Annotated in this window: 8 protein-coding genes; 4 read left to right on the forward strand and 4 right to left on the reverse strand. The window is 34.9% G+C overall.

Annotation, left to right across the window (positions count from 1 at the left end):
- Positions 1 to 857: ribosome small subunit-dependent GTPase A (rsgA, locus tag AC3DU7_RS10825; protein ID WP_488039359.1), on the forward strand; the 857-nt coding region annotated here is incomplete at its 5' end.
- Between the two features lie 186 nt (positions 858 to 1,043).
- Positions 1,044 to 1,295, forward strand: a complete 252-nt coding sequence (locus AC3DU7_RS10830) for a UPF0175 family protein (protein WP_488039360.1) — start codon at positions 1,044 to 1,046, stop codon at positions 1,293 to 1,295.
- 710 nt (positions 1,296 to 2,005) lie between these two features.
- On the opposite strand, the gene AC3DU7_RS10835 is transcribed toward AC3DU7_RS10830, so the two are convergent.
- Together AC3DU7_RS10835 and AC3DU7_RS10840 are read right to left on the reverse strand one after the other, a co-directional pair.
- Positions 2,006 to 3,274 (reverse strand): hypothetical protein, encoded by a 1,269-nt coding sequence (locus AC3DU7_RS10835; RefSeq protein ID WP_488039361.1) that lies wholly within the window; start codon positions 3,272 to 3,274, stop codon positions 2,006 to 2,008.
- A 357-nt stretch (positions 3,275 to 3,631) separates the two neighbouring features.
- On the reverse strand, positions 3,632 to 4,843 hold the full coding sequence (locus AC3DU7_RS10840; RefSeq protein ID WP_488039362.1) for a calcium-binding protein: 1,212 nt from the start codon (positions 4,841 to 4,843) through the stop codon (positions 3,632 to 3,634).
- 339 nt (positions 4,844 to 5,182) lie between these two features.
- Here AC3DU7_RS10840 and AC3DU7_RS10845 point away from each other — a divergent pair, with 339 nt between their 5' ends.
- The gene (locus AC3DU7_RS10845) at positions 5,183 to 7,213 is read left to right on the forward strand and encodes an NB-ARC domain-containing protein (protein WP_488039363.1); all 2,031 of its coding nucleotides are present in this window, start codon (positions 5,183 to 5,185) and stop codon (positions 7,211 to 7,213) included.
- A 62-nt stretch (positions 7,214 to 7,275) separates the two neighbouring features.
- Here the strand turns inward: AC3DU7_RS10845 and AC3DU7_RS10850 are convergent, their stop codons facing one another.
- Both AC3DU7_RS10850 and AC3DU7_RS10855 read right to left on the reverse strand, forming a co-directional pair.
- A complete protein-coding gene (locus AC3DU7_RS10850; RefSeq protein WP_488039364.1) occupies positions 7,276 to 7,506 on the reverse strand; it encodes a hypothetical protein in 231 nt (76 codons plus the stop codon).
- A 506-nt stretch (positions 7,507 to 8,012) separates the two neighbouring features.
- The gene (locus AC3DU7_RS10855; protein WP_488039365.1) at positions 8,013 to 8,246 is read right to left on the reverse strand and encodes a hypothetical protein; all 234 of its coding nucleotides are present in this window, start codon (positions 8,244 to 8,246) and stop codon (positions 8,013 to 8,015) included.
- A 207-nt stretch (positions 8,247 to 8,453) separates the two neighbouring features.
- On the opposite strand from AC3DU7_RS10855, the gene AC3DU7_RS10860 reads away from it, so the two are divergent.
- Complete coding sequence (locus AC3DU7_RS10860; protein WP_488039366.1) at positions 8,454 to 12,008, forward strand: WD40 domain-containing protein; 3,555 nt, start codon at positions 8,454 to 8,456, stop codon at positions 12,006 to 12,008.
- The last annotated feature ends 913 nt before the right edge of the window (positions 12,009 to 12,921 follow it).

Below are 12,921 nucleotides of genomic sequence, written 5' to 3' on the forward strand. Positions count from 1 at the left end.
CAAGAACAACAGAATTAGATCGTCCTCCTGTAGCTAATGCAAATCAGGTAATGTTAGTGTTTGCTATGGCAGAACCAGATTTAGACCCTGTTGCTTTGACCAGATTTTTAGTCAAGGCAGAGTCAACAGGTTTAGATGTATGTTTATGTTTGAATAAATGCGATCTAGTCACACCAGAGCAAATAGAGGAATGGCGCAATAAAATTTCTCAGTGGGGTTACGATCCATTTTTTATTAGTGTGGAAACAGATGTAGGTTTGGGGATAGCAAAAGATAGTTCGTTTTCTCTGTGGGAAAAACTGAAAAATAAAATTACGGTAATTTCTGGTCCTTCTGGAGTAGGGAAGTCAAGTTTAATTAATTATTTGATTCCTCATGTTAATTTAAGAGTCGCTGCAGTATCAGGAAAGTTGTCGCGAGGAAGACATACTACTCGTCATGTTGAATTATTTGAGCTACCGACTGGTGGTTTATTGGCAGATACGCCTGGTTTTAATCAACCACAGTTAGAGTGCGAACCTTTGGAGTTGGGGTATTTGTTTCCAGAAGTGCGACGGTATTTAGAAGAAGGAAGTTGTCAATTTAGTGACTGTTTGCATCGGGATGAACCTAATTGTGTAGTCAGGGGTCATTGGGATAGGTATGAATATTATTTGATGTTTTTAGAAGAGGCGATCGCGCATCAAGAAGCTTTGCAACAAAAACCTGATGTTGAGTCAAACTGGAAGGCAAAAATGAAGTCAGGTGGGGAACAAAAGTTGGAACCGAAGTTAGCTAGTAAAAAGTATCGGCGTTCTTCGAGAAGATTACAGCATCAGCAGTTGCAAGATTTGTGTGAAGAATTTGATGAATTTTAGAAAAGAGGAAGTAGAGTTCAACAATTAATAATAATGCGCGATTGTTTTGTTCTGGTAAAGCCCCCTAAATCCCCCAATTTTGGGGGACTTTTAGAGTTTTATCCCCCCAATTTTGGGGTGCTAGGGGGGCAAAATCATACCCAGAATCAGCAACGCCACTAAGAAAAATATCAAAAATTATATCCGATGAGTGTTGTTATATCAAACGAAATATTAGAAAAAATTGAGATGTCGGAAGGGCAATTGCAAATAGAAATAGCAGTTATGTTATTTCAACAGGAACGTTTTACCCTTGCACAAGCTGCTCGTTTTGCTTGTTTGAATCAGTTAGCATTTCAAAAGTTACTTGCAAATCGTCAAATTCCTTTACATTACGGTATGGAAGAATTGATGGAAGATTTCTATAATTTACAAGAATCAGAGGAAAATGATAACTGAATTTTGCCCCCCGAGCAAGCCAATTCTGGGGGGAACAAGAATCCATTAGCTGGTAAAAGTCCCCCAAAATTGGGGGATGCGCGGGGGCGCGTGATGTAGCAAATGAGACTTTTCAGACAACTTCTTAAACCAAAATCTCTGTACTCTATGTTAATGAAAACTGCTATAATAATGGTTTTTGGGTAAGCTCTGATATTTATCAACAAGTTTTAGCACTTGTGGGAGAAGGAGAATAAGTATTAACAGGAGAAAAATTGAACTCAGTATAATTTCCTGAAGTAACAGCTTGAATAATAGACTGAGCAATGTCGAAGTTAAAAAGAAAGTTTTGTAGGTTGGGTTGAGCTTGGGAAACCTAACATCAATCTTAGGAATTAAATCTCACATCAATATGAGGAATGTTAGTGCAATTTATGCGTAGGAGCAACCCAGCATCAATCTCAGGAATTAAATTCCACATCAATATATTGTTGTTGGGTTGCGCTACCGCTTAACCAAACCTACACTTGACAAACTCTTTCCTGATTTATTTGCTGGATATTTCTAATAATTTACAAGTTTTGTAGGTTGGGTTGAGCTTGGGAAACCCAACATCAATCTTAGGAATTAAATCTTACATCAATATATTGTTGTTGGGTTGCGCTACCGCTTAACCAAACCTACACTTGACAAACTCTTTCCTGATTTATTTGCTAGATATTTCTAATAATTTACCAGCCAAAAAGAAAGCTGCTTCCTTCTGATATGAAGTTACTTATACCAGAGAAAACATCATTATTCTCTTCAATTGGGAATCCAAAAAATGAGTCTGAAGATGAATCTTCAAATCCTCGTTCAATTATCTGTTCATCTTGATATGTACCAGAGTCAAAATCAAGTAATTCCTGAATTTTTACCTTTGCTTGTTCAAATGATTCTTCTACTAATAAATCCTCTTGACTTCCCTGGGGATATTGATTTATATCTAGATAATTTTCGATTTTGTGTGAGTCTCTATCTCCTGGAAAGAAAGATTGTAGAAAGTTTCCTGGCCAGCTAGGAAGATTATGTTGGTCTTCAGGAACAGCTATTACCGGTAGGTTTTTTAGGCGACTAGGAAAATCATCTTCTCGTAATAAGTAGTCATATTTATCGGAACTAATTCCCTGGAAATCTGTAAAGGGAGAAAAAGCTAATATTCTTGTTCTTTGTTGAATATTTTCAGGTAATTGATTAAAAATATCTTCAGCAAAGAAGTTGCCTTGGGAGTGAGCAACAATTAAAAATTTATCTTCCAAACTGTTTTCTTGGTCAATGTTTTGAATTCTTTCCACAACACTGTTAGTGAATTGCGTACCTTCAAAATCATTTCCTGAAGTAACAGCTTGAATAATAGATTGGGCAAGGTCGAAGTTAATAGGTTTTGGTGCACCTGACAAATTATATGTTTCTTCCTCAACCTGAGAATTAATATCAGTTGATGTTAGTAAATTATTGACTAATGGGATGGTATTTCGGTAGTCTTCTAAGGTGTTATTAATACCATTGATATAGAATGAGTGAATGGGTGCTTCTTGATTAGAATTATCTGGTATTAAAGGTTCATCTTGAGTTAGATCGGGAACTACAATTTCACCAGTTATTGGGTCAAAATCACTATCTATAACAGGTGGTTCGTTGACTATAAATTCTGTTAGGATATCTTGACTTGGAATATCAAGATTAATATCGGAATAAGATTCATCAATAATCGTTGTAGTTGATAAATTACCGTTGGCAGTATTGACTGTAGAAAAGATACTCGTTGCTAATGAATTATTGTTAGTATTGGAGTTGGAAATACTATTGGTAACCGTACTTCCAAAACCTGAAGAAATACCCGTTGAAAAAGTACCATTAAAAGGAGTATTTACTACCGTATTTCCAAAAGGTGGAAAAATACTTGTTGAAAAAGTGTTATTAAAAGGAGTGGTCACCGTAGTTGCAAAATCCCAAAACATATTAAGTTTCTCCTTAATTTTTAGTGATTCAGATTTCTTTGATACTGAAAATTAACCTAGATTAATAAGTTAATTCCAATCTCAGAAGTAGTTGAATGAATTTGATTAGTTTCAGTCTGGCATGAGCTTCCAAGATATTCCAGTACAAAAATAGATCATTTTGAATCTGTGCATCACGATCTAATTTTGTGCTTGATAAATAGGGAATAAAATGTTAAGTGAAGAATCTCAGAAACTATTTATTCAAAACAGGTTAAATTTTTTTCCTTAAAGTAATATTGTACATCCATTTCTGGATCAATGAATTGTCAGGGCAAACTGCCGTTTGCCCCTACGCACTAATTTGTACAATTGATATTAGACATATTCAAAAGAACTACTGTTCAAATTCAAACTCGTATTACCTCTGACGACCCCAATTAGTTCATCTTGGGAACTCAGACCAGAAACTCCATCATCGTCGAGGAAAATTCGAGTATTAGAACCTGATACCTTTAAGACATAATCACTTGCCGTTCCATTCAGTTGAATTTTATCTTCACTAGGATTAAAATCTAGGATGATAGCATAGTCTTTTTTGCCAGAATTTGAAGAGTTACCATCGTCATAGTAGACATTATTGTTGTCACCAAGAATAAACTCATCAAGTCCTGCGCCTCCAGTGAGTCGGTCTTTTTCTCCTCGTCCAGCATCGTCGCTAGTAGTTATGATAACACTTGATACACCATTATTTGTATTTACACTCACGCTAGCATTCACTCCGATCAGAACGTCATCTCCTGCACCACCAAATAATTTATCTTTACTAGAACCACCAGTGAGTACGTCATTTCCTTCACCACTATCTAACCTGTCATTTCCAGCACCACCATTCAATATGTCATTTCCTTCACCGCTATCTAACCTGTCTTTGCCTGCACCACCATTCAATATGTCATTTCCCGGACCACTATCTAACCTGTCATTTCCAGCACCACCAGTGAGAACATCATTTCCCAGACCACCAAATAATTTATCCTTACCGTCACCTCCATCGATAATATCGTTACCTTCTAGTCCATTTAAGATGTCATTGCCACCAAGTCCATTGATAATATTGTTACTACTATTACCGTCTATTGTATCTTTACCATTAGTACCTTCAAAAATGTTTGACGATCCAGAACCACCAATACTAACGTTAGAAGTAGAAGTTGTAGAAGACCCATTAATAGTCGTTGTTGTTGATGAATTGTTGTTAACAGATACATTGTTGTTAACAGATGAATTGTTTGAATTGTTGCTAATAGATATATTGTTAACATTAGAGTTAACATTACTTGAGCTGGAGCTAGAGCTAGAAGTAGAAGTTGTTGTTGATGAATTGTTATTAACAATATTATTAACATATGAATTGTTTAAATTGTTGTTAATAGATGTATTGTTAACAAGATTGTTAACATTACTTGAGCTAAAGCTAGAGCTAGAACCAGAAGTAGAATTGGGAATCGAGTTAAAAAAAGGATCGGAATCAAAAATGGAGTTAAAGAAAGGATCGGAACCAAAAAAAGAATTGAAATCAAAAGACATAAAGTATCTCCTTGCAGAATTAACTGGATAAGTTTGATTACTTTCAAAGTTTAATGTGCCATTAAATCACATTATGCTTATATGAGTTATATTTAACAGATCTTAGCTAACTAGAGTTAGATTTGTCAAGAGTGCTGTCAAAAAGAGGGGTTATAAACAAAATATATTGTTCACATAGAAATTTCAGGCTTTCTATCATCTGTAAACTTACTGAATTATTAGTTATTAGGCCACCATTTACAATGCCACATAACTTATATGAATAAGTTTTTTTGAAATTTGAAACAAATTTATAGTATTATATAATCTATATATCTTATTAAGCATAAGCAAAAAGCCATGCAACTTGATAACAAAGGAGTTCAGAAATTTATACAGGTCATAGCCAGTGAATATAGTATTTCAAGAGCTGAACAAGAAGCACTAACACTAGCAGCAGAAGGTTGTGATATAGGAGCGATCGCCCAAAAGCTTGGTGTTCACCCAAACTCTATACGCCAACGTTTTAGCCAGCTATATCAAAAATTTGAAATTGAAGGAAAAGGTCCTGTTAAGTTTTCCAAACTCCAGCAACTTATACTTTCTCTCTACCAACAATCCTCAAATTCACCCAATAGTATTTCTAGCTTGACTCAAGGAAAATATATCTATCTTGACTCAGCACCAGCAGCAGAGGTATTTTACGGACGTAAAAAAGAACTACAAACTCTCAAGCAATGGATAGTGGGAGATGAATGCCGACTAATAGCACTACTAGGAATGGCAGGAATTGGCAAAAGTTGTTTGGCAGTTAAACTAGCAAGACAACTTCAGCACAAATTTGATTATGTTATTTGGCGATCGCTACATTACACCCCAACCTTATCCGAATTTTTGACAGAGCTAATTTCAATCCTATCTCAGCAACAAGAAACGGAATTACCAGACAACACAGGCCACCAAATCTTGCAATTGATGAAACACTTACAGTCAGTTTGCTGCCTGTTAATCATAGATGACGTACAAACAATCATGGAAAGTCAAAAATTAGCAGGTCATTACTATAAAGAATATGAAAATTATAGATATTTATTTCAAACAATAGGAGAATCATCTCATCAGAGTTGCTTGTTACTAAATAGTCGAGAAAAACCCATAGAAATTACCTCATTAGAAGGATTAGCATTACCCGTAAGAAGCCTACAAATAGGAAGTCTAGAAGTAGACGCTAAAAAAATTGTTACATCAGCCAAAAAGTTAACTGGTTCAGAAGAAGATTTAACCAAATTAATTCAGTTATACAGTGGAAATCCCGCAGCCTTAAAAATAATAACAACCACAATCCAAGAATTATTTAATGGAGATTTAGTTGAATATTTAAGAAGTGATGAATTATTTCTAGGAGATATTTTGGAAAAAACACTCAAAGAACAATTTCAACGTTTGTCAGAAGGGGAAACAAAAATTATGTATTGGTTAGTTATAAATGACAAACCTCTTGCACTTAACGAGATAAAAAGCAAATTAATGTTTCATGGAGAAAACTCAGACATATTAAGTATTATTGAATCACTCTTAAGACGTTCATTAATTGAAAAACAAACCAACTCCGAAAAAGTAGAATTTACCTTAATACCTATTCTGAGAAGATATGTAACTAATAAATTAAGAAACATTATATATAAAGCTATAACAATTGAAGGTTTTCAATATTTAGATCTTGAATTAGCAAAAGAAGGTTTATTAAAACAAATAAAAGCTCAAATAAAAATTGATAAATTTGACGAAACATCAAGCTCTTCTTTGTATAAACAAATTGCAAAAACACTTAATATTTTAGGATATGAAACGTACATAAAGAAAGATTTAGAAACCGCTAAATTTTATTTGCGGCTAGCAATCAAATTTCAATCAGATAGGTCAGCACCACACTATAATCTAGCATCAATTTATGAAGATATTGAAGAAATGCAGTTAGCCAAACAACACTATCAACAAGCTGCAACTAGAAATAATAGAGCAGGTCATGCTGGCAGTAACAATTTAGCCAGACTAGAAATTTTAGGGGGAAATTATTCTCTAGGAATTGAGATTATCATACAAATTATTGAGCAGGTTAAGTATAATGATATCAAGGATACTTTGTCTAAAAATATTAGAATTGCTGCTTCCTTGTTCGCACAAAACGACTTTGATGAAGCCAAAAAATATCTTGAGGAATTGAGAGAATCAAATAAATCAAATAAATTTATTTATGATTTATTATCTGATTTATTAAAACAAATTAATACTAATAAATCGGAAAAAAATTCAGCATCAAATACCATAAATATAGACGAATATAGAGATAAACTTAGAAGAATAAACCCTTTTCAAGATCAAGCTGCTTAATAAATAGGGGGGGAATTATAATGAGTAAAGAACCTAATTTTTAGGTTCTTTCCTACTCGATCTTATTGTACTATAACTTGATTTGATTTAATCTCTTTAGGTTGAATGATAGGATCGTCATCATCATCATCATCATCATCATCTTCATTATTGTCACCCCGTAAGTCGTTTTCAGTAATTAAAGGAATAATAGGACAAAGCTGAGAGGGCAAAATTAAAGTATTAATGTGATGAATTGACGAATTTATGACATCTGAAATCAGTAAAAAAATAGCTAGAGTAAGCTTAATCATTGACTACGCTCCTTAAATAAAATGTTCACAACTATTGCTAAGTCAGAAAAACTGACTTAAGTTTTTTTGCTTCTAATAATTTCTTTTGGGAAGACAATTCAAATCATCATGTAGAGATTGTTATAGTTGTTAGTAGATCGCACTTCAGAAGGCTACATATAACGGCTTGCAAACAAAAATGCTTCGACTCACAAACAAGGGAATTTTTCCTACGGAATGCTCCGCAAACAGCTCACATTAACTGCACTCGAAAGCACCCTTCAGGTCAGGTTATTTGCCAACAGCTCGCAAACATAATTTTATGTTCACATTAACTGCAAATAGTCATGAATAGAAGGTTGGCGTTGTATAGTGCAGTGAGTCGAAAAAAAACTGTAAAACCCTTATGATTCCGTTCTATTATTGCCTGAAAGTTATTTCAGACAATAAAAAATGTAAGAGGGTTAAAATCCATACAAGCCAAGACTTTGAAGCTTGAATTGCCCCTCCTCGCACGAACCTTCGATCTACATCTCTACAACTCGTACTTGCTTATAGGAAAAACCTTTGTAGTAAGATGACTCTAGATAAGTAAACTGGGGTTCTTTAGTACAAGCAACAGCATGATCGGTAGCCCAGTTTAGTTCAAATAGAGAATTGAGAGTGCTGCTCTTACCAACTCCCGTCTTGTCACAAAATAAAACTGTCAATTCATCTGGTTTAAGCAAGACTTTGTTATAGCTTTTTGTTCTTTCAATCACCCAATTTTCCACCTTTTAATGATAGAAGTGTAAGCAATATAAACAAAATAACAACTCTCACTTTTGCCAGCTGCTTTTTGTGTGTTGCCTGCTATGTTTTTAATTTTTCTATGATCTCTCAGAATATTCCAGCACAAAATTAGATCGGTTAGATTTCGAGTATAATGATCTGAAAATGTTCTTGACAATCAGGGAATAAGGTGTTGTATGAAAACTCTGAAAGCCTCATCTGAAGGACTGGACAAAATTAAGGAAACTATCAAGCAAACCCAAAAAGAAAAGGGATGGGCCTTAGATAATCCAAATTGGTTGGATGAAGCTAGTAAGTTTCTGCCTATGGTTAAAAGTGGGAAGAAAGAAGTGCCAGATACTGTTTCAATTGGCACCTGGAAACGATTCCGAAATAATACGGGTGTAAAGCCTAAATATTTTCAAGCATTCTGCAAATCTTTGGGATTAAATTGGGAAGAAATAGTTGATAATATTCAATTGGATTCAACTACTTTGTCGGTATCTTTGGATTTAAAAAATTCTCCTAATGTTCCTTACTTCTACGGACGTACTCAAGAAGTAGATAGATTAAAAAAATGGATTTTGCAGGGCAAATGTAACTTGATTTTGCTCCTTGGTCGAGGAGGTATTGGGAAAACAAGTTTATCAATTCAATTAAGAAAAGAAATTCAGAATAATTTTGACTATATAATTTGGCGAAGTCTTGAAGCATCTCCAACAATAGAAAATATTTTGGAAGATTCAATCAAATTATTTTCTAATCAGGAAGAAACTGCACTACCAGAAAGTTTAGATGAAAAAATAAATAGGCTAATTAATTATTTTGCATCCTCTCGTTGTTTGCTAATACTAGATAATGCAGAATCAATTCTTCAAAGTGGCAATCAAACAGGTAAATATCGGGAAGGTTATCAAAACTATGGTAATTTATTTAAACGAATAGCTGAATCATCTCATCAAAGTTGTTTGTTAATTACCAGCCGAGAAAAACCACAAGCAATTGATTTAATTGTTAAAAAAACTAAAACTGTAAAAATTTTAGAACTAGAAGGATTAAATTTAGAAAATAGTCAAAAAATATTTACAGAATATGGAAAATTTAAAGGCTCAGAAGATGAATGGAAATTAGTTATTGAACATTATGCAGGTAATCCTTCTGCTTTGGAAGTTGTAGCAGCAGGTATTCAAGAAGGATTAGGGGGAAATTTATCTAAATTTGTAGAAAATTATTTAAAATTAGGACAACTAAAATTTGATGAAATTAACGATTTATATGAACGTCAGTTTAATCGTTTATGTAGCTCAGAACAGGAAATTATGTATTGGCTGGCAATTAATTATGAACCAGCTGCAGATACAGAACTAACAGAAGATATTATTTCGTGGGAAACCAAACAAGAATTACTCCAATCTTTTATTTCTTTAAAACGGCGATCGCTTATCAAAACTACCCAATTAGGATATACAATTCTACCTGTAACCAGAGAATATATTATTGCTCGATTAATAGATGAAATTTGCCAAGAAATTAAGACTGGTCAAATACAACTTTTTAATAACTACTGTCTCTGCAAAGCAACATCCAAAGATTATATTAGAGAAACTCAAGTTCGCCTGATTATTCAACCACTACTAGAAAGATTACTTCAAGAATTAGCAGGCAAAATAAATCTTGAAAATCAACTCCAACAAATCATCTCCAATTGCCAACAAAATTCTCCTCAAGCTCCTGGATATTTAGGAGGGAATATTCTCAACATATTGTCTCAGATAAATACCGATTTAACCAACTATGATTTTTCTTATTTAACTATTTGCCAAGCATATCTTCAAGGAGTTGAATTACATCAGGTTGATTTTACCAATTCTAATTTATCTAAATCAATTTTTTCCGAACCTTTAGGCAGTATTCTTTGTGTAGCATTTAGTGATGATGGCAAACTTTGGGCAAGCGGAGATGCGGATAAAAATATTTATATTTGGCGAGTAGCGGACGGTCAATTTATCACTAATTGTTTAGGTCATACTAATTGGGTAAGGTCCCTTGTTTTTCATCCTCAAAAACCAATTTTAATTAGTAGCAGTAATGACTGCACTATCAAATTGTGGAATATTGATACAGGTGAATGTCTCGCTACATTAGAAGGACACACTGGTCACGTTTGGTCTATCGCTTTGAGTCCAGACGGTAATATCTTAGTTAGCGGTAGTGATGACTGTACTGTAAGATTGTGGGATATTAACTCTCATCAATGTCTTCACGTTTTACAGGAACATGGTTTCTGGGTACGAGGAGTTGCTTTCCATCCTCAAGGAACAAAAGTTGCTAGTGGTAGTGTAATGGAGCAAATTGTAAAATTGTGGGATGTTCAGAATGGTGAATGTCTTACTACTTGGCAACAACTCAATCATCCTGTTCGAGCGATCGCTTTTAGCCCTGATGGAGAAACTCTAGCTACTGGTAGCGACGATAATCTTGTCAGGTTGCTAGATATCCATACTGGTGAATGTATGAAAACTTTTTCAGGACATAATAAACGAGTCTGGTCAGTTGTTTTTAGTCCTGACAATCAAACTCTAGCTAGTGGTAGTGCTGATCAAACTGTGAAGTTATGGAACATCGAAACTGGTAAATTATTGCTGACTTTACCAGAAAAAAATCGACGAGTTCGATCTATAACCTTTAGTAGTGATGGTAAAAGTCTAATTAGCGGGAGCGACGATCAAAATGTCAGGTTGTGGGATATCCCTAAAGGTGAATCTTTGAAGACTATCAATGGTTATACTCAAAGAGTCTGGTCAGTTGCTTTTTCTCCTGATGCTAAAACTTTGGTGAGTGGTGGTGACGATAGTGTGGTTAGACTATGGGATATTGAGACTGGTAATTGTAAAATCTTGGACAGACATATAAAGCGCATCCAGTCTGTTGCTTTCCATCCTCAAGGAACAAAAATTGCTAGTGCTGGAAATGATGGTCAGATTAGGTTATGGGATATTGGTACTGGGAAATGTTCTATTCTCCCTGAAAGAGATAGAGACTGGATATGGTTAGTAGCTTTTTATGATGAGGGAAGAAAACTGATTAGTGTAGGCAGTGACGGCGGTATCAAGTTATGGGATATGAATACAAATACCTGTCTGCAAACTTTCAAAGATTATCCAGAATGGTTGTGGTCAATTGCTGTCAGTCCAGATAACCAGAATTTAGCGATCGCCAGTGATGGTAAATTATTACAAACATGGAATATTGAAACGGGAGAGCTTACAGATATTGGAGAACATCAAGATAAGTTGCGTCAAGTTGCCTGGAGTTCTAATGGTAAAATTATTGCTAGTGCTAGTGATGACCTCACTGTTAAACTATGGAATGTCAGCACAGGAGAATGTCTGCATACTTTGGCAGAATATACCAAGCAAATTAGAGCGATGGAATTTAGTCCTAATAGTAATCTGATAGGAACTGGTGGGGATGATTGTACAATTAAACTCTGGGATGTTTCTAGTGGCCACCTCTGGCACACTTTAACGGGACATGAAAATACTATTCGTTCTGTTGCTTTTAATGGTGATGGATCGATGGTTGCAAGTGGTAGCGAAGATGAGACTATTAAACTGTGGAATACTCAAACAGGTAGCTGTATTAAGACGTTGAAAGCAAAACGCCTCTATGAAGGAATGAATATTACAGGTGCGACAGGTTTGACGGAGGGTCAAAAAGAGACTCTGCTGGCATTGGGAGCCATCATTTAATGAAGTCAGAAGTTAGAGGTCAGAAGTCAGAAGTTATTTTTGTAACGGGGATTTGATTGAGCAAGCCTCCAAAAATATTTCGCTTAAAAAGGTGGGTTTTATACCCAATCATTTTGATAATATCAAATCTGCTTGAATACTTATATCATGTCCGGTTGAATAGTTATAATTACAGCTCGTAGTATTGCTTGAGCAATAATATAGATATCTCAAGGGCTAAAGCCCTACTACAAACAAAAACTTTTTTGATCGTTAATTATCCGGACATGATATTATTCAATAGTTGGGAGTAGCTCACACGGATTATGGCACGGATACACGGATAGTAGGGACGTTGCATGCAATGTCCGTACAGGAAGTGAGGGAGTAGTAAACATTAAGAATAATACACAATCATATCATGTCCGCTGGGGCACGTTTGTGTAAACCCAAGGGTGAATCTCTACAGAAAATTTAAGTTTTTTTTCTTGTTCTTAAGTATTTCTGTCTGTTGCTTTCCGGAGCTGTTGCCTACCTTTGCTATACAATACCGATGCTACCGGACATGATACAGCAGTTTCCGAAGCTATGAGGTACAGTTGTTTTTATTCTTTTCTGTTCCCTGTTCCCTGTTCCCTGTTCCCTGTTCCCTGTTCCCTCAAACCTAAAATTTTGTACCTCATAACAACGGGAAACGCTGTATTACTGGCTAATAATCGCTTTTAACGTTATTGAATCCTAAATAATTACCGAAAAAAATAACTTCTGACTTCTGACTTCTAACTTCTGACCAAAAAATCAGGTCTCAAGCCTCCCCTTTTAAGGGGATGAAAAGAAATCAAGTTCAATATTTCAAGCCTCTGACTTTAGGCAGAGGTTACTGATAACTGATAACTGATAACTGATAACTGAAATGACTTGGTTATACTGGCTG

Source organism: Okeania sp. (assembly GCF_983059655.1).

What these genes read in the sequence shown, in the direction of transcription:
- AC3DU7_RS10830 (WP_488039360.1), top strand. Translation starts at nt 1,044, where the DNA reads ATGAGTGTTGTTATATCAAACGAAATATTAGAAAAAATTGAGATGTCG.
- AC3DU7_RS10835 (WP_488039361.1), bottom strand. Translation starts at nt 3,274, where the DNA reads ATGTTTTGGGATTTTGCAACTACGGTGACCACTCCTTTTAATAACACT.
- AC3DU7_RS10840 (WP_488039362.1), bottom strand. Translation starts at nt 4,843, where the DNA reads ATGTCTTTTGATTTCAATTCTTTTTTTGGTTCCGATCCTTTCTTTAAC.
- AC3DU7_RS10845 (WP_488039363.1), top strand. Translation starts at nt 5,183, where the DNA reads ATGCAACTTGATAACAAAGGAGTTCAGAAATTTATACAGGTCATAGCC.
- AC3DU7_RS10850 (WP_488039364.1), bottom strand. Translation starts at nt 7,506, where the DNA reads ATGATTAAGCTTACTCTAGCTATTTTTTTACTGATTTCAGATGTCATA.
- AC3DU7_RS10860 (WP_488039366.1), top strand. Translation starts at nt 8,454, where the DNA reads ATGAAAACTCTGAAAGCCTCATCTGAAGGACTGGACAAAATTAAGGAA.